Annotated in this window: 17 protein-coding genes and 1 pseudogene; 13 read left to right on the forward strand and 5 right to left on the reverse strand. The window is 70.6% G+C overall.

Translation table 11 applies throughout. The features are described 5' to 3' along the window. Positions 1-255: 255 nt before the first annotated feature. The 3 genes from ACSDR0_RS34440 to ACSDR0_RS34450 all read left to right on the forward strand — a co-directional run bounded on the left by ACSDR0_RS34440 (position 256) and on the right by ACSDR0_RS34450 (position 4,395). A complete protein-coding gene (locus tag ACSDR0_RS34440) occupies positions 256-1,299 on the forward strand; it encodes a LacI family DNA-binding transcriptional regulator (RefSeq protein ID WP_435293106.1) in 1,044 nt (347 codons plus the stop codon). Between the two features lie 299 nt (positions 1,300-1,598). Continuing rightward, positions 1,599-3,011, forward strand: coding sequence for a glycoside hydrolase family 43 protein (locus ACSDR0_RS34445; protein ID WP_435293107.1), 1,413 nt, complete (start codon positions 1,599-1,601; stop codon positions 3,009-3,011). A 115-nt stretch (positions 3,012-3,126) separates the two neighbouring features. Further along, on the forward strand, positions 3,127-4,395 hold the full coding sequence (locus ACSDR0_RS34450; protein ID WP_435293108.1) for a hypothetical protein: 1,269 nt from the start codon (positions 3,127-3,129) through the stop codon (positions 4,393-4,395). Positions 4,396-4,711: 316 nt separating this feature from the next. On the opposite strand, the gene ACSDR0_RS34455 is transcribed toward ACSDR0_RS34450, so the two are convergent. After that, positions 4,712-5,767 carry a LacI family DNA-binding transcriptional regulator gene (locus ACSDR0_RS34455; protein WP_435293109.1) on the reverse strand — a complete coding sequence of 352 codons (1,056 nt, stop codon included), beginning with the start codon at positions 5,765-5,767 and terminating at the stop codon, positions 4,712-4,714. A 132-nt stretch (positions 5,768-5,899) separates the two neighbouring features. Here ACSDR0_RS34455 and ACSDR0_RS34460 point away from each other — a divergent pair, with 132 nt between their 5' ends. The 6 genes and pseudogenes from ACSDR0_RS34460 (at position 5,900) to ACSDR0_RS34485 (ending at position 11,436) form a co-directional block, all read left to right on the forward strand. Continuing rightward, positions 5,900-7,411 carry an alpha-N-arabinofuranosidase gene (locus ACSDR0_RS34460; protein WP_435293110.1) on the forward strand — a complete coding sequence of 504 codons (1,512 nt, stop codon included), beginning with the start codon at positions 5,900-5,902 and terminating at the stop codon, positions 7,409-7,411. Between the two features lie 4 nt (positions 7,412-7,415). After that, a complete protein-coding gene (locus ACSDR0_RS34465) occupies positions 7,416-8,756 on the forward strand; it encodes an extracellular solute-binding protein (RefSeq protein ID WP_435293111.1) in 1,341 nt (446 codons plus the stop codon). Continuing rightward, positions 8,753-9,700, forward strand: coding sequence for a carbohydrate ABC transporter permease (locus ACSDR0_RS34470; RefSeq protein ID WP_435293112.1), 948 nt, complete (start codon positions 8,753-8,755; stop codon positions 9,698-9,700). Before ACSDR0_RS34465 ends, ACSDR0_RS34470 begins: the two co-directional genes overlap by 4 nt. Continuing rightward, positions 9,697-10,533, forward strand: a complete 837-nt coding sequence (locus tag ACSDR0_RS34475) for a carbohydrate ABC transporter permease (RefSeq protein ID WP_435293113.1) — start codon at positions 9,697-9,699, stop codon at positions 10,531-10,533. Before ACSDR0_RS34470 ends, ACSDR0_RS34475 begins: the two co-directional genes overlap by 4 nt. Positions 10,534-10,655: 122 nt before the next feature. Next, positions 10,656-10,835: pseudogene (locus tag ACSDR0_RS34480) on the forward strand (hypothetical protein); the annotation flags it as partial. A gap of 160 nt (positions 10,836-10,995) precedes the next feature. Further along, a complete protein-coding gene (locus ACSDR0_RS34485) occupies positions 10,996-11,436 on the forward strand; it encodes a hypothetical protein (protein WP_435293114.1) in 441 nt (146 codons plus the stop codon). A 35-nt stretch (positions 11,437-11,471) separates the two neighbouring features. Here the strand turns inward: ACSDR0_RS34485 and ACSDR0_RS34490 are convergent, their stop codons facing one another. Continuing rightward, a complete protein-coding gene (locus ACSDR0_RS34490; RefSeq protein WP_435293115.1) occupies positions 11,472-12,299 on the reverse strand; it encodes an NmrA family NAD(P)-binding protein in 828 nt (275 codons plus the stop codon). Between the two features lie 255 nt (positions 12,300-12,554). Here ACSDR0_RS34490 and ACSDR0_RS34495 point away from each other — a divergent pair, with 255 nt between their 5' ends. Continuing rightward, positions 12,555-13,667 (forward strand): PucR family transcriptional regulator, encoded by a 1,113-nt coding sequence (locus ACSDR0_RS34495; RefSeq protein WP_435293116.1) that lies wholly within the window; start codon positions 12,555-12,557, stop codon positions 13,665-13,667. Here ACSDR0_RS34495 and ACSDR0_RS34500 read toward each other — a convergent pair. After that, positions 13,664-15,064, reverse strand: a complete 1,401-nt coding sequence (locus tag ACSDR0_RS34500; protein WP_435293117.1) for a carboxylesterase/lipase family protein — start codon at positions 15,062-15,064, stop codon at positions 13,664-13,666. The genes ACSDR0_RS34495 and ACSDR0_RS34500 overlap by 4 nt on opposite strands. A gap of 119 nt (positions 15,065-15,183) precedes the next feature. After that, positions 15,184-16,038 carry a poly(ethylene terephthalate) hydrolase family protein gene (locus tag ACSDR0_RS34505; RefSeq protein WP_435293118.1) on the reverse strand — a complete coding sequence of 285 codons (855 nt, stop codon included), beginning with the start codon at positions 16,036-16,038 and terminating at the stop codon, positions 15,184-15,186. A gap of 327 nt (positions 16,039-16,365) precedes the next feature. On the opposite strand from ACSDR0_RS34505, the gene ACSDR0_RS34510 reads away from it, so the two are divergent. Genes ACSDR0_RS34510 through ACSDR0_RS34520 form a run of 3 tightly spaced genes read left to right on the forward strand, consistent with a single transcriptional unit; the run spans position 16,366 to position 17,373 of the window. Next, a complete protein-coding gene (locus ACSDR0_RS34510; RefSeq protein WP_435293119.1) occupies positions 16,366-16,692 on the forward strand; it encodes a PadR family transcriptional regulator in 327 nt (108 codons plus the stop codon). Beyond that, on the forward strand, positions 16,689-17,045 hold the full coding sequence (locus ACSDR0_RS34515) for a DUF1048 domain-containing protein (RefSeq protein WP_435293120.1): 357 nt from the start codon (positions 16,689-16,691) through the stop codon (positions 17,043-17,045). The genes ACSDR0_RS34510 and ACSDR0_RS34515 overlap by 4 nt, the downstream gene beginning before the upstream one ends. Position 17,046: 1 nt before the next feature. After that, positions 17,047-17,373 carry a DUF1048 domain-containing protein gene (locus tag ACSDR0_RS34520; RefSeq protein WP_435293121.1) on the forward strand — a complete coding sequence of 109 codons (327 nt, stop codon included), beginning with the start codon at positions 17,047-17,049 and terminating at the stop codon, positions 17,371-17,373. 226 nt (positions 17,374-17,599) lie between these two features. On the opposite strand, the gene argG is transcribed toward ACSDR0_RS34520, so the two are convergent. Continuing rightward, entirely contained in the window at positions 17,600-19,048 is a 1,449-nt protein-coding gene (gene argG / locus ACSDR0_RS34525; protein WP_435293122.1) for an argininosuccinate synthase, read from the reverse strand. Positions 19,049-19,200 lie beyond the last annotated feature (152 nt).

The raw sequence follows: 19,200 nt of genomic DNA on the forward strand, positions 1-19,200 counted from the left end.
CGGCTACGGGTGCTGCTCACCGCCACCGGCACCTCCTCCGTCGGCCTGCTGGAGGTCAAGGCCTACGGGACCTGACCTCCGCCCCGCGGGGGGCGTGCCGGGACGGCACGCCCCCCGCGGTCCAGGCGTGGGGACGCGCCCCTGGGCGCGTCCCCTCCGGTTCGGGCAGGGGCGCGCCGCCACGGCGCCGCCCCTCCGGCCCGCCGCCCCCCGGCCCGGGACCGGCGCGGACGACGACACGACGGGAGGTGCCGCATGACACCGGAGCACGCCGGCCGGGCGCGGGCCAGATCGGTGGTGATGAGTGACGTGGCGGCGCTGGCCGGGGTGTCGACCATGACGGTGTCACGTACGCTCAGCGTCCCCGAGCGGGTGAGCCCCGACACCCGGGCGCGCGTCCTGGCGGCGGTGGAGAGACTCGGCTACCGGCCCAACCAGATCGCCCGCCAGCTGGTCACCGGCCGCTCCGGCGTGCTGGGGGTGGTCGGCCTCGACCTCACCCTGCACGGCCCGGCCACCACGCTGTACGCCGTCGAGCGGGCCGCCAGGCGGCACGGGTACGCGGTCAGCATCGCCTGCCTCGACTCGGCCGACCCCGGCTCGATCGGCGAGGGGGTGCGGAGGCTGCGCGCCCAGAAGGTCGACGGCGTCATCGTCGTGGTGCCGCACGAGGCGGCCGCCGACGGCGTGCGCGACCTCCCGCCCGGCCCTCCCCTGATCGCGGTGGACGCGGGACCGGGCATGCCCGTCCCGGTCGTCATGACCGACCAGGCCGGCGGCGCGGCCGGCGCCACCGGGCACCTGCTGGACCTGGGTCACGAGACGGTGTGGCACATCTCCGGCCCGGCCGACTGGACGGCCGCGCGGGGACGCGTCCAGGGGTGGCGTTCGGCCCTGGAGGCCGGGGGACGGCCGGTGCCCGACGTCCTGTCCGGCGACTGGAGCCCGCGGTCCGGCCACCGGCTGGGCAGGCACCTGGCCGACGACCCGCGCGTCACGGCGATCTTCGTGGCCAACGACCAGATGGCCCTGGGGGTGCTGCGCGCGCTGCGCGAGGCGGGACGGCGCGTCCCCGAGGACGTCAGCGTGGTCGGTTTCGACGACATCCCCGAGACCGGCTATCTGCGGCCGTCGCTGACCACGGTCCGCCAGGACTTCCGCGCCCTCGGCGACCACGCCTGCCACCTGCTGCTCCGGGGGATCGAGGAGAGCGCTGAAGGCGCCGAGGGCGCCGAGGGAACCGTCAGGGTCATCGGAACGGAGCTGGTCGTCAGAGAAAGCACCGGGAGGGCACCGTGAGCCCTTAGGGAGGTGAACCAGAAGGGAAACACAGCGGTCCGTCCGGCGTCGTTGAAAATGTATTTTTCAGCCGGTGAACCGCCGCCTTAAACGTGCCCTTTTTCATTGTTGTCGCAGCTCAGACAGCCTTAGTCAAGCAAGGGCTTGACAGGTTTCACGTTATGGAAAACACTCGGGAAACCCAGATGGAAACACATCTCCCAGCCCTCGTCCGGAGGGCTTAAAGATGCTTTTCCAAAACGAAATGTTAACGCAAACAAATGTCGCGCGAAACTCCCCCGACCCCCCAGGAGCGCCGTATGAGACGACGATGGACCGCCATCCTCGCCGCGATCGTCGCGATCGCACTCGTCCCCTCCACCACCGTGCCCGCCAGGGCCGCGACCCCGATCACGACCGCGATCTACACGGCCGACCCGGCCGCGCTGGTCGTGGGAAACACCCTCTACCTCTACACCGGCCATGACGAGGCCCCCGCCGGAGGCACCAACTTCGTCATGCGCGACTGGCACGTCTACACCTCCACCGACGCCGCCACCTTCACCGACCAGGGGGCGAAGCTGTCGCTCTCCAGCTTCCCGTGGGCCGGCGGCGACGCCTGGGCCAGCGAGGTCGAACCGCGCAACGGCAAGTACTACTGGTACACGTCGATCAACGGCAACGGCCCCGGGTGGATGAACATCGGCGTCGCGGTCGGCGACTCCCCGCTCGGCCCGTTCACCGACGCCAAGGGCGGGCCGCTGATCAGCGACAGCACCCCGAACTCCTCGCCGCTCAACATAGACCCGACCGTCTTCACCGACGACGACGGCCAGGCGTACATCTACTGGGGCTCCTACTACGGCGTCCGCGCCGCCAAACTCAAGCCCGACATGATCAACCTGGACGGCCCGGTCGTCACCCCCTCGGGAGTGAGCAACTTCTGGGAGGCCCCCTGGATGTTCAAGCGGAACGGCACCTACTATCTCGCCTACGCCGCCAACGACTCCGGCTGCTCCCAGCCCGGCTACGCCTGCATCCGCTACGCCACGGCGAGTAACCCGATGGGCCCGTGGACCCAGCGCGGCGTCGTGCTCGACCAGGTCACCTCGACCACCAACCACCCGGCGATCATCGAGTTCAACGGCCAGTGGTACATGGTCTACCACAACGCCGGAGCCCCGGGCGGCGGTAACTTCCGCCGCTCGGTCACCCTGGACAAGCTGTACTGGAACGCCGACGGCACCATGCAGAAGGTCGTGCAGACCACGACCCCGATCGGCGGCGGGGGCGGCCAGCCTCCGGCCGGCACCAACCACGCGCTGACGGCGACCGCGTCCACCTCCTACGTCTCCCCGTGGGAGACACTCGGCGCGATCAAGGACGGGTTCCTCCCCTCCGGCTCGGCCGACCACAGCCACGGCGCCTACGGCAACTGGAGCCACCAGGGCACCGAGTGGATCGAGTACCAGTGGCCGTCCGCGCGCACCCTGAGCAAGGTCGCGACCTACTGGTTCGACGACGACCAGGGCATCGACCTGCCCGCGTCCTGCCAGGTCCAGTACTGGAACGGCAGCGCCTACGTGAACGTGCCCGGCCAGTCCGCCTGCGGCGTCGGCGCGAACACCTACAACGTCACCACCTTCGGCCAGATCTCCACGACCCGGCTGCGGCTGAACATCACCTCAAGGACGGGTTACTCCACCGGCGTCCTGGAGTGGATGGCGCTCTAGCACCACGTCGAGGCCCACCGACCTGACCGGCGGGCCCACCGGGATCGGGGGCCACCGGCACCGCGGCCTTCGATCGTCCCGGCGACGCGACAACGACGACACACGGAGGTTCCCGATGAAACGATGGTGGGCGGCAGCGGTTCCCGCCCTGGTGCTCGGCCTGCTCCTTTCTCCCGGCGGCACGGTGCCCGCCGCGGCGGCGGCGGACCCCAACCTGGCTCCGTCGGCGACCGCGTCGGCCTCCTACACCTCCGCCTGGGAGAGCGTCGCGGCGGTCAACGACGGGATCGACCCGCCCTCGTCCAACGACACCGTCAACCGGCGCTGGGGCACCTGGCCCAACACCGGCGAGCAGTGGGCGCTGCTCACCTGGTCGTCCGCTCGAACGCTGACCTCGGCCGACGTCTACTTCTTCGACGACAACGGCGGCGTGCGCGTCCCGGCGTCGTGGAGACTGCAGTCGTGGAACGGCAGCGCCTACGTCGACCTGGCCGGCGCGAGCGCCTACAACCGGGCACTCAACCAGTACAACCACGTCACCTTCACCTCCGTCACCACGACCAGGCTGCGGGTGCTGCTCACCGGCACCTCCTCGGTCGGCCTGCTGGAGGTCAAGGCCAACGGCACCGTCCCCAGCGGCGGCACGGGCTGGAACCCGCCGTCGAACCTGGTCACCCCGCTCAACCAGGTGTGGCAGCACTACGAGAGCACCTACCCGCAGCTGAACACCTTCAGGAACTACGGGTGGGACCAGGTCATGGCCAACGGCGGCAGCCTCAACTACTGCGTGCGCTGGGAGTCGAGCGCGCCGGTCTCCGCCGCGCTGCGCGACCAGATCCACGCCGCCCTGACCCGCCAGGTCAAGAAGTGGACCGGCCTGATGACCGGCCACAACAACTGGCCCTACACCGACGTCCCCGTCAAGGTCGTCGGCTGGGCCGTGCGCGATCGCGCCACGCTGCAGTGGAGCGACAACTCCGTCGACATCTACGTCAACAACATCCGCGAGGGCGCCCCGCAGTGCGCCGAACCGTGCGGGCGCTTCTTCAACCAGAACGGCCAGTACCCCAACTGTCCCGGCGGGGCCGCGCGCCACTACGACATGTCCCTGTGGCTCACCGCCGGGATGGGCGGCGGCGCGGGCGGCGACTGGGGCCAGCGCGTGGGCAGCGAGTACTTCGTCGGCGCGCTCGGCTCCGACAACATCCACATCCTGCTGCACGAGATCGGGCACAGCTTCGGGCTGGACGACTTCTACGACTGGACACCCTCCGGGGTCGGCGGATTCCTCATGAAGGCCGGCAGCGCGAGCCAGATCACCGACTTCGACGCCTGGATGTTCCGCGACTGGTGGCGCCACCTCAAGGGCCGCTACGGCTACTGACGCTCCCCCGGCACGACCGGGGGGAGGCCGCGCCCCCGGCCTTCCCCCGGCCCCCGCGGCGAATCGAGGGGATCGCGTCGGCGATCCCCTCGAAGGGGTTCCGGACGAGAAGTACGGCCGGGCGCGACATCCCGCACGGCACGGGGGTGGAGCCGGTGATCCGGTGGTCGTCGAACCGGAAGTCGCCGTCGCGCGCCGGGTGCCGGATCGGCCCACCGTAAATGATCTTGAAAATCGGGCCGGGGCCTTTACAATGTAGATTCATTGCCGGACCGTGGTCACGAGGACGGCCGGATCCCCGGAAAGGACACGCCGGTCACCGCCCGACGGTGCTCTCCCTGACCATGAGCCGGTAGCCCGCGCCCACCTCCTTCGGGGGGCGGTCGGCGGGGCCGTCGATCCGCTGCTTGAGCAGGTCGACCGCGATCCGGGCCAGCTGGGCCTTGTCGGGAGCGACCGTGGTCAGGGTCGGGGTGCTGAAACGGCCGTCCTCGATGTCGTCGAGGCCGGCCAGCGCGACGTCCTCGGGCACCCGCAGGCCGGCGGAGAGGATGGTCCGCATGGCACCCAGTGCCAGCAGGTCGTTGAAGCAGAAGACCGCGTCGGGCGGTTCGGCGCGCGCCAGCAGCGCGGCCATCGCCGCCGCCCCCTGGTCCCTGCGGTAGCGCTCGACCGTGGCGACCGTCTCGGGCAGTCCGTGGGCGGCCATGGCCTCGCGGTACCCGGCGAGGCGGAGCGGGGCGGTGCCGCTGGCGGCGTTGTCCTCGGCGCCGAGCGCGGCGACGCGGGTGCGGCCGAGCCCGATCAGGTGCTCGGTGACGTCGCGCGCCGCCCGCACGTTGTCGATGGCCACGTGGTCGGCGGGGCCGTCGTGGATCCGCTCGCCCAGCAGCACGAGCGCGGTGGCGTCGGTGCGCGCCGCGAGCTCGTCGGCGCCGATGGCGATGGGGCTGAGGATCACCCCGTCCACCCGGTGGTCGCGGACCCCGTCGAGGATGCGCCGCTCCCGCTCCAGGCTTCCGTCGGTCTGCTCGATGACCACCAGCCACCTCAGCTCGGCCGCGGCGTCGATGACGAATCTGGACAGTTCGGCGAAGTAGGGGGCGTCGAGCTCGGGCAGCGCCAGGGCGATCACGCCGGCGCGTCCCTGACGCAGGCTTCTGGCCGACAGGTTGGGCCGGTACTCCAGCTGGGAGAGCGCCTCCTCGACCTTGGCCCGTGTCACGGGCGACACGCGGGCGTACCCGTTGACGACGTTGGAGACGGTCTTCACCGACACCCCCGCCAGGCGCGCGATGTCGCGCAGGCTCGCTCCCACCCGCTCCCCCATTCTCGCCGCGGTCTCCGCCGCCCGGCCCGACCGATACTCCACGGATCGCACGAGATCCGATCCCGACGATCGTAACGCCCCGGTATCGACTTCCGAAGCACCTGTTTACAACGTTGAAACAACGTTGTAGAAACCCTCTACCACGAAATGTCGCGTTAACAGAGAGGTCGTGTCTTGGCGACCACCGCCCGTCTCACCCTGGACCCCGCCTTCCGGATCGGCCCGGTTGAGCCCCGGCTCTTCGGTTCCTTCGTCGAGCACATGGGCCGCTGCGTCTACACCGGCGTCTTCGAGCCCGGCCACCCGCTGGCCGACGCCGACGGCCTGCGCACCGACGTGCTGGAGCTGACCCGCGAGCTCGGGGTGACGCTGGTCCGCTACCCGGGGGGCAACTTCGTCTCCAACTACCGCTGGGAGGACGGCGTCGGCCCGGCCGAGGAGCGGCCGGCACGGCTGGACCTCGCCTGGCGGAGCCTGGAGGGCAACGGCTTCGGGCTCAACGAGTTCATGGCCTGGGCCGCCAAGGCCGGCGTCGAGCCGATGATGGCGCTCAACCTCGGCACCAGGGGGGTGGCCGAGGCGCTGGAACTGGTCGAGTACACCAACTACCCCGGCGGCACGCGCCTGTCGGACCTGCGCCGCTCGCACGGCGTCGACAAGCCTCACGACGTGCGGCTGTGGTGCCTGGGCAACGAGCTGGACGGCCCGTGGCAGATGGGTCACAAGACCGCCGCCGAGTACGGCCGGCTCGCCGCCGAGACCGCGCGGGCGCTCAAGCGCTTCGACGGCGGCCTGTCGCTGGTGGCCTGCGGCAGCTCCAACAGCGGCATGCCGACGTTCGGCGCCTGGGAGGCCGAGGTGCTGGAGGCGACGTACGAGATGGTCGACTACATCTCGCTGCACGCCTACTACGACCCCTCCGACGGCGACGCCGACTCCTTCCTCGCCAGCGGCGCCGACATGGAGCACATGATCCGCTCGATCACGGCCACCGCCGACCACGTGGGCGCGAAGCTACGCAGCAAGAAGCGGATCAAGCTCTCCTTCGACGAGTGGAACGTCTGGTACCAGAGCCGCTTCCCCGGAGAGTCGTCGCTGGACTGGGAGGAGCGCCCGCGGCTGATCGAGGACACCTACGACGTGACCGACGCGGTGGTGGTCGGCAGCCTGCTCATCACGCTGCTGCGCAACACCGACCGGGTCGGCGTCGCCTGCCAGGCGCAGCTGGCCAACGTGATCGCCCCGATCAGGACCGAGCCGGGTGGCCCGGCGTGGCGGCAGAGCATCTTCCACCCGTTCGCGCTGACCGCCCGGCACGCCCGCGGCCAGGTGCTGCGGGTGGAGCCGGAATGCGAGGTGATCCCGACCTCCAAATACGGGGAGGCGCCCGCGATCTGGGCGACCGCCACGCACGACGAGGCGACCGGCGAGCTGACGCTGTTCGTGGTCAACCGCGACCGGCACGGCCCGTGCGCGCTGGAGCTCACGCTGCCGGAGGGCCTGCGGCCCGTGGAGCACCTGGAGCTCACCGACGACGACCTGTCGGCGGTCAACTCCGCCGGCGCGCCCGGACGCGTCGTCCCCCGGCCGGGCGACGGCCCGCGCCTGCGGGGCCGCAGCGCCTCCCTGAACCTCTCCCCCGTCTCGTGGAACATCGTCCGCTTCGCGCCTTCCCCCCAGGAGTAGGAACATGACCAGTCCCCTGTCCCGCCGTTCGTTCATGGGCCTGACCGGCGCCGCCGGCCTCACCGCCGCCCTGGCCGCCTGCGGAGGCGGTACCAAGATCGGATCCGGTGCCGCCGCCCCGGCCTCGAACGCGCCGACCTTCGCCGGCGGGGAGTACACCGGCCCCAAGGTGACCCTGGACTACTGGAACGGCTTCACCGGCGGCGACGGCCCGCACATGCGGACCATGCTGGAGGCGTTCAACAAGGAGTACTCCGGCCGCATCGAGGTCCGCAACGTGACCCGGCGCTGGGAGGACCTCTACCCGGCCATGCCGACGGCCATCGCCGCGGGCAAGGGCCCCGACGTGGCGATCATCCACAACGACTGGATCGGCACCTTCGCCACCCGGAAGACGCTGATCCCGCTGGACGACGTGGTCGGCGCGCTGAAGCTCAGCGAGTCCGACTTCATCCCCGCCGTGTGGAACGCCGGGATCTACGACGGCAGGCGTTACAGCGTCCCGCTCGACGTGCACAGCCTGGGCGACTACTGGAACACGTCCCACCTGGAGAAGATCGAACTCAGCGAGGCCCCCGCCGACAGGGCCGGGTACGAGGACGCCCTGGGCAGGCTGAAGGAGGCCGGCATCGAGAACCCGTTCTGGATGCCCAGCAAGTGGCCGGCCCACCTGATGTTCATGAGCCTGCTCTGGCAGTTCGGCGGCGAGCTCTACAGCGAGGACGGCATGCGGGCGCTCTGGGGCTCCGAGCAGGGAGCACAGGCCCTGGGCTGGATGGTCGAGCAGATCGACAAGGGCTTCAGCCCGGCCAAGGTCGCCCAGGACAGCCAGTACGCCGCCTTCAAGAACGACAAGGTCAGCTTCACCTGGGACGGCATCTGGCAGATCAACGACCTGAAGACCAACGCCAGGTCGCTGAAGTGGAACCTGGCCGCGATCCCGAACATCGGCGGCACGGCCGCGGCCTGGGCCTCCTCGCACAACTTCGTGATGACCTCCCAGGCGGGCAAGGACCCGAACAAGGTCCAGGCGGCCAAGTTCTTCATCGACCACATCAGCCGCCAGTCCACCGAGTGGGCCAAGGCCGGGATGATCCCGGCGCGCAACTCCGCCCGCCAGGACCCCGCGATCGCCGACCTGCCGCAGATCAGGCTGGCCTCCGACGTGAACATCTTCCGCTTCCTGCCGCCGCTGCCCGGCGTCGGGGACGTGCAGTCCAAGGCGCTGGAGCTCGCGGTGGCCAAGGCCGTGCTGAAGCAGTCGTCCCCGGCCGACGCGCTGAAGGAGGGCGTGGCGTCCGCCGACAAGCTGCTCGCCGCCAACAAGCGGAAGTACGAGAAGTGAGCCTGCTCGCCAAGCAGACGGGCCGGTCCCCCACCGCCGGGCCGGACCGGCCCCCCGCCGCCGGGACCACCACGCCCAGGATGCGGGCCTGGACGCCCTACGCCTTCCTCGCCCCCTACCTCGCGCTGTTCGCCGTCTTCATGGCGCTGCCGATCGGTTTCGGGTTCTGGACCAGCCTGCACGAGTGGGACATCAACCTCCCGGACAAGCCGTTCGTCGGGCTGGAGAACTACGCCGACCTGTTCGACCCGGCCAGCGTGGACGGCTCGCGGTTCTGGACGGCCATGCGGGCCACCGGCATCTTCACCGTCGCGTCGGTGCCGCTGCTCATCGTGCTGCCCCTGCTCACCGCGCTGCTGATGAACGGCCGCTTCGCGGGACGCAACGTCTACCGCGCCGTCTACTTCGCGCCGTACGTGCTGGGCGTGGCGGTCGTCGGGTTCGTCTGGCAGTTCCTGCTGGACGGCAACATCGGCCTGGTCAACCACTACCTCGGCCTGAACGTGCAGTGGACCAACGACGTACCGCCCGCCTGGGTCGCCCTCGTGGGCGTGACGGTCTGGTGGACGCTCGGCCTGAACTCGGTCATCTTCCTCGCCGGGCTTCAGGACATCCCGCGCGAGTTGCACGAGGCCGCGATGGTCGACGGCGCCTCCGCCTGGCAACGGTTCCAGTCGGTGACCCTGCCGGGGCTGCGGCCCGTCATGGTGTTCGTGGTCAACGCCACGATCCTGGCGTCGGCCAACATGTTCGGCCAGTCCTACCTGATCACCCGTGGCGCCCCCGCCGACCAGACGAAGACCGCGATCTACCTCATCGCCGAGACCGGCCTGCGCCAGTTCGACATGGGCACCGCGTCCGCGATGAGCTTCATCCTCGCCGCGTTCCTGATGGCGGCCAGCGCCCTGGTCTTCGGCGCCTTCAGAGACAGGAGCGGGCGATGACCCTCGACACCCGGCGGCTGCGGCGCGCCCTGCTGCATCTCGTCCTGGCGGTGATCGCGGCGCTCTACCTGAGCCCGCTGCTCTACATGCTCTCCACCTCGTTCAAGACCCGCGAGGCGGCGGGGGCCACCGAGCCGCAGTGGATCCCGGACCCGCCCTCTCTGGACGCCTACCGGGAGCTGCTCGGCAGCGCCGACAGCCCGATCGTGACCTGGTTCGTCAACAGTCTCGCCGCCGCCACCGGCCACGCGGCCCTGGTTCTGGTAACCGCCGCGCCGGCCGCGTACGCGCTCGCCCGGCTCCGCTTCCGCGGCCGGAACACGATCTTCGCGACGGTCGTGGCGACGCTGTTCGTGCCGCCGGTGGTGCTGTTGATCCCCAACTTCCTGATCGTCAACGAGCTCGCCTGGGTGGACAGCCTGCCGGCGGTGATCGTCCCGGCGGCGGCCGGGGCGTTCGGCGTGTTCTTCCTGCGGCAGTTCTTCGTCACCCTGCCCGGCGAACTGGAGGAGGCCGCCGAGCTGGACGGCTGCAACCGGTGGCAGATCTTCACCACCATCGCGCTCCCGCTGGCCCGCCCGGCGCTGGTCACGCTGTTCCTGCTGTCGTTCCTGACCAACTGGAACGACTTCCTGTGGCCGATCTTCGTGCTGCTCAGCCCCGAGTCCCTGACCCTGCCGGCGGGCCTGGGCAACTTCCAGAGCGCCAACAGCATCCGCTACGACCTGTTGATGGCCGGAGCGGTGATCGCCAGCCTGCCGGTGATCGTGCTCTACCTCGTCGCCCAGCGCTGGGTCATCGAGGGCATCTCCCGTTCGGGCCTGAAGGGATGAACAGACCCGCCGCCAGGGTGCTTTCGCCGCCGTCCGCCGCTCACCCGGAGCGCGAGCCCTCCACGACCGGCGCCGCGGGACGTCTTCGAGAGCACCGGGCCGGTACCGCCGGATTCCACGGAGAAGGACGACTCGACCTGCAACGACACGGCGGGCGGACCTTCGAGGGCATCGACGTCCGCGCCGCCCGGCGCATCCCGGCTACGGCCGCGGCGATCTGGCGCGACGACGAGACCGGTGCACCGGTCACCCGGTCACCGATCGCCCACGACCACCGGCCCACTTCGGAACCTCTCGTCTAGATGGTTGATCGGGATTTAGCGGCAGGTAGGGGTATCCAGCCGCGACACACCGTGGTGGGTGTGTGACTGGAGAACGAAGAGTGTCCAGGTTCGGCGTGTCTACACACGTCGGACCGCTGGGGGGCTTCGTGATCGCCGCTTCTACTGGGGCAGCAAGCTCATGCTCATCACCACCCCCGACGGGATGGTCACCGGCTTCGGGCTGGTCAACCCCAAGCTCTACGGTGAACGCGAGGCCGTCGTGCCGATGCTCGCCGAGGCGAAGAACCGACCCGCGCCCGGCACCATCGACGTGTGCGACAAGGGCTTCGCCGGCGCGGACTTCGAATGCACCCTGCTCACCGAGTTCGGCATCACCGTGGTCGGCCCCGCCCGCAAGGACGAACCCGACCACGCTTTCCCCAACTGGCTGCGCCAACGCATCGAATCGGTGAACTGGCCCCTGAAGGGGCAACTCGGCCTCGACCAGCACGGCGCCCGGATCCTGTCCGGGCTGTGGACCCGAGTGATCCAGCGCCTGTTGGCCCTGAACGTCGCGATCCGGTTCAACTGGAAGATCGGCACGCCGCGTAAACGATCCTTGATCGCCTACGACCACTGACCTAATCGACCTGCACCAATTCCCCGATCAACCATCTAGACCTCCGCGCCGAAGCGGGCGGCGTGCTCGGCGGCCCACTCCTCGAACGAGCGCGGCTCGCGACCGGTGATCTCACGCACCGCGGGCGAGATGGAGACGGACTCCGGCGGCGGGTCGCCATGCCAGGAGGCGAGCAGCTCGACGAGCTCCTCGGCGTGTCCCGCCTGCCGCCAGCCCTGCCGGGCCTGCTCCTCGGTGAGCTCGACGAGGCGGAGCGGACGGCCTGTCACCTCCGCGATCACGGCCAGGCGGCGGCGCTTGCTGAGCACCTGAGGCCCCGTGAGCACATATGTCCTGCCCGCGTGGCCGCCGCGCACGAGCACCGCCGCCGACACGGCGCCGACGTCGGCCTCGTCCACGAGCCCGCCGGGAACGTCGGCGAACGGCTCGCGCACCTCCCCCTCCGCCCTGATGGCCGGTGCCCAGGCCAGCGTGTTGCTCATGAAGTCGACCGGCCGCAGCCCGGTCCATTCGAGGCCGCTCGCCGCGAAGGCCTCCTCCACCGGACCCACCCGGCCGTTCCACAGCAGCGTGACCCGCCGCACCCCCGCCTTCTCCGCCAGCCTGGCCAGCTCCGGCCCGGTCCGCAGCGTGGCGTAGTCGTCGCCGCCCGTGGTCAGCAGGTGCACGCCCTCGACGCCGTCGAGGGCCGGCCCCAGCGTTCCGGGATCGGTGAGATCGCCCCGCACCACCTCCACCGACTCCGGCAGGCCCGCCCCGGCCGGATCCCTCGTCAGCGCGCGCACCCTCCGGCCCGCGCGGAGCAGATGGTCCACCACGTGCCGACCCGCCTTGCCCGTCGCCCCGGTCACCAGAAACGTCATCGGCCTGCCTCTCTCTGGACGAGACACCGACGCTACGGCCCGTCCCGCGGCCACCGCATCGGACCATGGGCCTAGGACCCGCGGCGCACGCCCTCGCCGAACGACCTTCCCGCGGCCGGGACCCGTGCCGGGCACGTTCGCGTTCCGCGGGCGTGGCCGGCACGAGCGCCGGGAGAACGGGCGGTCGCCGGCGTCGTGCGGGCGTTGACGGGGCGGTGATTGACGGCGAGGTCCGGACGATGTGACGATTCGCCGATGCCCGATCTACACGCCCGGATGGCCTCCCGAGCCGGTGACCTCTCCGCGGCCGTGGTCGCGCGTTGCGCGGCGGAGGTGCCGTTCTACGGGGAACTGCCGCGCCAGACGCTCGAGGGCGAGGTGACCCGGTCGATCGTGGCGGTGCTCGGCCTGCTGCTGCGGGCACTGCGCGACGGCGGCGCGACGGGTCCGGGCGACCTGACCCGGCTCATCGAGTGGTCGGCGCGCCGGGCCGAGGAACGCGTGCCCCTGGAGGCGGTGATCGCCGCCTACCTGACCGGCGCCGAGGTGTGGTGGCAGGCGCTGGCCGAGACCGCGGAGCCCGAGGAGCTGGCCGGGGCGGGCGCGAACCTGCTCGCCTGCCTGCACGCGATCATGCCCGCCGTCGTGCTCGCCCACCTGCACGCCCAGGAGGACATCCACAGCGAGGACAAGCGGGTACGGCGGGCCCTGCTGACCGCCCTGCTGGCCGGGCGGCCGTACGAGGAGCTGGCCGAGGCGGCGCGGGTCGCGGTGGCGGGCGAGCACGAGGTCGTGGCGTTCGCGTTCGCGTCGAACCCGCCGGCCAGGCTGGTGCAGTCCTCGCTCGACGCCCACACGGGCATCCCGGTGCTGATGGACCACGTCGCCGGGATCGCGCTGCTCCCGGGCAGGCCCGACCTGCCGGGCCTGATGGTCACGCTCGGGGAGGAGGTGGGACGGCCCGTTCTCGCCGCCGCCGCCCCGGCCGCCGAACCCGCGGCCATTCCGTCGGCGGCGGCGGAGGCGGGCCGCGTGCTGGAACTCGTCCAGCGGCTCGGCCGCCCGCCCGGGGTCTACCGCCTCGACGACGTGCTGCTGGAGTATCAGCTCGCGCGTCCGGGTGACGGGCTGGTCCGGCTGGCGGCCAAGCTCGACCCGCTGGAGGGGCATCCGTACCTGCTGGAGACGCTGCGCGTGTTCGTCGAGCGCGGGCACAACCGCCGCCAGACCGCGTTGGAGTTGTGCGTCCACCGCAACACGCTGGACTACCGGCTGCACCGGGTGAGCGCGCTGACCGGCCTGGACCTCGCGGTCCCCGCCGAGGCGCGGCTGCTGCAGGCGGCGCTCGTCGCCAGGGATCTCGCCTAGAGCCACGCGCGCAGCTCCTCCTGTCTCGGCGCGAGGACCACGCCCGTGCCGGGATGGTCGAAGACCATGACGGGCCGGCGCGCGTCCCAGGCGTCCCAGCCGGGGTCTCCCGAGGTCGCGAAGGCCACCCAGGCACGGTGCATGGCCTCGGCCAGCGGCTGGGGGGCGCCGGGCCCGGCCAGTTCCTCGCCGAAGCGCAGGTTGTCGAAGACGAAACCGATCTCCAGCGCGTGGCACGCGCCGAGCCCCATGACGGGCGAGCGCCAAGCGAACTCGTAGACGAACGTCCGGGACGGCCGGGAGTCGGCGAGCCGGTTGAGGGGGCCGCGCAACAGCAGGTCGGTGGCCATCTCGCCGAGGATCTCCCCGGGCACGGCACCCGGCCGGGTGGCCCGGTACAGCCGCGCCACCCGCCCGGGGATCCGGAACCTCAGCAGCGCCAGCCGCAGGGTGAGACCGCTGATCCGATCCACCGTCCCGGTCGGCACGAACCACAACCGGTACTCCTCCCGGTTGGAGCCCAGCAGCAGGTCGACCTCGGGAGGCGGAGGATCGGCGGGCACCACGTCGCCGTCGGCCACGATGTGGAAGCCGGGCCCGCCACTGATCGGATCGGCCCCGCCGACCACCGTGGCCTGCGCGCCCAGCAGCCGCTCGCGGTCCACCGCCGCGAACGCCTCGGCCGTGGCCGGTACCCGCAGCACCCTCGCCATCGATTTCACGATCTTCGCGCCCTCGCCGCGCGAGACCGTGTGCGGCGGGCCGCTCTGCAGGATCGCCCGGTGGAACAGGCCGCTCGCGCGAGGGCTGGTCATCAGGGCCGCGATGCTGATGGCTCCGGCGGACTCGCCGCACACGGTGACGTTCCCCGGGTCTCCGCCGAAGGCGGCGACGTTCTCCCGGACCCAGGTGAGGGCCGCGATCTGGTCGAGCAGGCCGCGGTTGTCGGGCGCGTCGGGAAAGACGCCGAATCCCTCGATCCCGAGCCGGTAGTTGATCGAGACGAGGACCACGCCGTCGCGCGCGAAGGTCCGCCCGTCGTAGAGCGGCAGGCTCGCCGAACCGTTGCGCAGCGAGCCCCCGTGGATCCAGACCAGCACCGGCAGCCGGTCCTCACCGGCGGCCGGAGTCCAGACGTTGAGGTTGAGACAGTCGTCGCCGGGGATGTCCGGATCGGGAATCAGCCGGTCAAGAGGCGGCCGGTAGGGCCGTTTGGGAGCGGTCGGCCCGTACTCCACCGCGTCACGCACCCCATGCCAGGGTTCGGCGGGGGCTGGGGCGCGGAAGCGGCGGGCGCCGAAGGGCGGGGCGGCGTAGGGGATGCCGAGGAAGGTCGCGATCCCGTCCTGGACGCGGCCCCGGACCTTGCCGTGCCGGGTGGTCGCGATGATGTCCATTTCGGTCCTTTCGATGGGCGGCCGTCGCCCCCGCCCCCGGGCCGCGGGGGGCGCCGGGGACGGGGGCGACGAAGATCGGGACGCCGCGGGTCACGGCGGGAACGGTCCGCGGGACCGGGTCAGGGGGCGGCGGAGAGGAACCGGGTGGCCAGGGCGTTGCGGCGGACGTCGGACCAGGTGCGGGTGTCGGCGCAGATGCCGCAGCCGGAACCGAAGAACTCGGTGCGCGCCGCCTGGTCGCCCATGAGGTGCAGCCGGAACCAGGCGGTCGTCGGCGCGGCGAACGGCCCGGCCCCGCCCACGACGGTGAAGTGGTCGGCCCCGCGCAACTCGCCGTAGATGGCGGGGATGTGGTCGGCGGCGTTGTAGAAGGCCTTCACCAGTGCGGGGAAGACGATGCTGTCGCGCTGGCCGGCCAGCAGGAGCGCCGGGCCGTGCACGGCGTTGATGTTGGCCAGCGGTCCGGGCTGGATGGGCAGGATGGTGTCCACGCGCGGGTCGGCGCCGACGACGATGGCGGCCGCGCCGCCCTGCGAATGGCCGGACGCGCCGATGCGCTCCAGGTCGACGCGGTTGTGGAAGGCGCTGCCCGGGTCGGCGTTCCTGCGGGTGAGCAGGTCGATGCCGGCGCGCATGGAGACGCCGAGGTTGGACTGCGGGGTGTTGGCGGCGGCGACGATGAAGCCGTGACCGGCCCAGTGCAGCAGCAGATCCCGGTAGACGACCGGGAAGGCGAAGGTGCCGTTGCCCCACACGATCACGGGGTGGCGGAGGTCGCTTCGCGCGATGTCGCGCGGGTAGTACAGGGTGGTCACCGCCCCGACCTCCACGGCGGTGGCGTAGGGGCCGGGGGCGCCGTAGTCGACGGCGACCGACCCGGCGCCGGTGGACGCCGAGGCGGTGCCCACGCCGGCGAGGGCGGGCAGGACGAGGATGAGCGAGATCAGCGGGACGAGCAGCTTTCTCCACAGCACGGCGAACTCCTGACGCCACGGTGAACTGGATGTTTCATCCGGCTCACACCTTGTTTGATCGCACATCCTGATAGAGGAATCTGCGGCTGTCTCTGCGCAATCGCGGCAATTACCGACGCGGGAGTTTGTGCGATGTTCCGATCGTCGCCGAACGCCTCCGGCGACGGCCGGTCCTCCTTCGAGCCGGCCCGCCAGCGCGGCGCCGATGATTCGAGTCGCTTCCGTGGTCTGCGCTCGCCGCCTGCTGGACATTGGTCCACTACTCTGTGCTACCGTGTAGTGGTACTCGGTACCACCGAGTACCAGGAGAACCGAAGAGGACCCACGATGGACGACCTGACGGAGATGCTCAAGGGCACGCTCGAGGGCTGCGTGCTCGAAATCATCGGCAGCGAGGAGACCTACGGGTACGCCATCACGCGCCGGCTGAACGAACTCGGCTTCGCCGACGTCGTCGAGGGGACGGTTTACACCATCCTGCTGCGGCTGGAGAAAAACAAGCTCGTCCAGGTGACGAAACGACCGTCCGGGCTGGGCCCGCCGCGCAAGTTCTACGCGCTCAACGACGCGGGGCGCGACGAACTCGCGACGTTCTGGGCGAAATGGGAGTACATCACATCACGGATCGACAAGCTCAAGGAGGGCGGGAGATGAACTTCTGGGAGACCATCACCGGCAACGATCTCACCAGGGAATACAAGGCGTTCGAAGCCCGGGCCCAGGTATTGCCGGCCGACCACCGGGCGGCGTGGGAAGAGATCAAGGGTCATCTTTTTCCCTACGGGGACTTCACAGGTCGAAACCTGATGCCGATTCTCGACGGCGCTCTGGGGCTGCTCGAAGAGACGGCGGCCGATGGGCAGGGCATTCACGAGGTGCTGGGTGACGACATCAAGGGCTTCTGCGTGGCGCTGGCCGGCGGAGAAGGGGCTCGGAGCTATCGCGACCGGTGGCGCGAGCAGTTGAACAGGAACGTCGCAAGGAAATTGGGCCGGCTAGGAGGCTGACGTGGGCATCCAGGACATCATCGAGGGCAAGAGGCAGTGGCGGGCGCACATGGCGCGGGTCAAGGCGCTCCCGCCGGACTACCAGATCGTCTACAAGGAGATGCAGAGGTACCTCTTCAAGGTCGGGCCGATCGACCTGCCCGACGGGTCCCTGCTCCCAGGGATCGTCGATTTCTTCGAGGAGGGCGTCGCGGCCGGCAAGGGAGTCCTGGAACTCATCGGCAACGACGTCGCCGCCTTCTGCGACGACCTGGTCAAGGACTCGCGCACCTACGCGGACATCTATCAGGAGTCCATCAGCGGGAAACCCGGCACGGCCGGGGAGTGACACCCGCCGGCCCACGGCACCGGCGGGCGCCTTGACCGCCGGGACGTCGTTGTCGTGCCGGCGGGCCGACCCCGCACCCGCCCGGACGCGCTCCCCGGCGACAAGGGCCACTCCTCCCGGAAAACAGGAGGCTCGCCACACCATCGCGGCACCGGCCGCCACCACCGCGGGCACCGGCGGACCGGGCCGGACGGGGTGAGGCGGACCTCCCGGCTCGGCGAGCCGGTCAGTCGGTGCCGAACTCCATCGCGGCGCGGTCGAGCATCTCGTCGTCGCCGGAGACCTTGCCGCGCGAGGCGATGGCCTCGGCGCCGCCCCGTGGCATCGCGCCGATCAGTCCGGTCGAGGCCGCCTGGGCCGCGCCGATGAGCGCGGGGTGGGTGGTGCCGACCATGCCGAGGTTGGCGTACTGCTCAAGCTTGGCGCGCGAGTCGGCGATGTCGAGGTTGCGCATGGTGAGCTGGCCGATCCGGTCCACCGGGCCGAACGCCGAGTCCTCGGTGCGCTCCATCGACAGCTTGTCCGGGTGGTAGCTGAAAGCCGGGCCGGAGGTGTCGAGGATCGAGTAATCCTCGCCGCGCCGCAGCCGCAGCGTCACCTCTCCGGTGATCGCCGTGCCGACCCAGCGCTGCAGCGACTCCCGCAGCATCAGCGCCTGCGGGTCGAGCCAGCGGCCCTCGTACATCAGCCGGCCGAGCCGCCGTCCCTCGTTGTGGTAGCTCGCCAGGGTGTCCTCGTTGTGGATCGCGTTGACCAGCCGTTCGTAGGCCGCGTGCAGCAACGCCATCCCGGGCGCCTCGTAGATGCCGCGGCTCTTGGCCTCGATCACCCGGTTCTCGATCTGGTCCGACATGCCCATGCCGTGCCGTCCGCCGATCGCGTTCGCCTCCATCACCAGGTCGACCGGGGTGGCGAACTCCTTGCCGTTGATCGTCACCGGGCGGCCCAGGTCGAAGCCGATGGTCACGACCTCGGCGGCGATCTCGACCGCGGGGTCCCAGAACCGCACGCCCATGATCGGCTCGATGGTCTCGATGCCGGTGTCGAGGTGCTCCAGGGTCTTGGCCTCGTGGGTGGCGCCCCAGATGTTGGCGTCGGTCGAGTATGCCTTCTCGGTGCTGTCACGGTAGGGAAGCTCGTGGGCGAGCAGCCACTCCGACATCTCCTTGCGGCCACCGAGCTCGGAGACGAAGGCCGCGTCGAGCCAGGGCTTGTAGACGCGCAGGTGCGGGTTGGCGAGCAGGCCGTAGCGGTAGAACCGCTCGATGTCGTTGCCCTTGAACGTCGAGCCGTCGCCCCAGATCTGCACGTCGTCATCGATCATCGCCCGGACCAGCAGGGTCCCCGTGACGGCACGGCCGAGCGGCGTGGTGTTGAAGTAGGGGCGCCCGCCCGAGCGGATGTGGAACGCACCGCAGGTGAGGGCGGCCAGCCCTTCCTCGACCAGCGCCGCGCGGCAGTCGACCAGGCGCGCGATCTCGGCACCGTACGCCAGCGCGCGGCCGGGCACCGAGGCGATGTCGGGCTCGTCGTACTGGCCGATGTCGGCGGTGTAGGTGCACGGAACGGCACCCTTGTCGCGCATCCACGCGACGGCGACCGAGGTGTCGAGGCCGCCGGAGAAGGCGATGCCGACGCGCTCGCCGGTGGGCAAGGAGGTGAGAACCTTGGACATGAAACAAGAGTATGCATTAAGACGCATGCTTATGCAAAGTCTTGATCGGCCACACTACGGCGGACCCGGCCGTCCCCGTGCGTATGGGAGCCCTCGGCGCCGGCCTCCCGCCGGACATGCCCCGCCACCAGGCACGGAGCCCGTGTTTCCCG

The organism is Streptosporangium sp. G11, assembly GCF_051192615.1.
GTDB lineage: Bacteria > Actinomycetota > Actinomycetes > Streptosporangiales > Streptosporangiaceae > Streptosporangium.

What these genes read in the sequence shown, in the direction of transcription:
- ACSDR0_RS34510 (WP_435293119.1), top strand. Translation starts at nt 16,366, where the DNA reads ATGGACGACCTGACGGAGATGCTCAAGGGCACGCTCGAGGGCTGCGTG.
- ACSDR0_RS34475 (WP_435293113.1), top strand. Translation starts at nt 9,697, where the DNA reads ATGACCCTCGACACCCGGCGGCTGCGGCGCGCCCTGCTGCATCTCGTC.
- ACSDR0_RS34440 (WP_435293106.1), top strand. Translation starts at nt 256, where the DNA reads ATGACACCGGAGCACGCCGGCCGGGCGCGGGCCAGATCGGTGGTGATG.
- ACSDR0_RS34515 (WP_435293120.1), top strand. Translation starts at nt 16,689, where the DNA reads ATGAACTTCTGGGAGACCATCACCGGCAACGATCTCACCAGGGAATAC.
- ACSDR0_RS34485 (WP_435293114.1), top strand. Translation starts at nt 10,996, where the DNA reads ATGCTCATCACCACCCCCGACGGGATGGTCACCGGCTTCGGGCTGGTC.
- ACSDR0_RS34490 (WP_435293115.1), bottom strand. Translation starts at nt 12,299, where the DNA reads ATGACGTTTCTGGTGACCGGGGCGACGGGCAAGGCGGGTCGGCACGTG.
- ACSDR0_RS34500 (WP_435293117.1), bottom strand. Translation starts at nt 15,064, where the DNA reads ATGGACATCATCGCGACCACCCGGCACGGCAAGGTCCGGGGCCGCGTC.
- argG (WP_435293122.1), bottom strand. Translation starts at nt 19,048, where the DNA reads ATGTCCAAGGTTCTCACCTCCTTGCCCACCGGCGAGCGCGTCGGCATC.
- ACSDR0_RS34495 (WP_435293116.1), top strand. Translation starts at nt 12,555, where the DNA reads ATGCCCGATCTACACGCCCGGATGGCCTCCCGAGCCGGTGACCTCTCC.
- ACSDR0_RS34450 (WP_435293108.1), top strand. Translation starts at nt 3,127, where the DNA reads ATGAAACGATGGTGGGCGGCAGCGGTTCCCGCCCTGGTGCTCGGCCTG.
- ACSDR0_RS34445 (WP_435293107.1), top strand. Translation starts at nt 1,599, where the DNA reads ATGAGACGACGATGGACCGCCATCCTCGCCGCGATCGTCGCGATCGCA.
- ACSDR0_RS34465 (WP_435293111.1), top strand. Translation starts at nt 7,416, where the DNA reads ATGACCAGTCCCCTGTCCCGCCGTTCGTTCATGGGCCTGACCGGCGCC.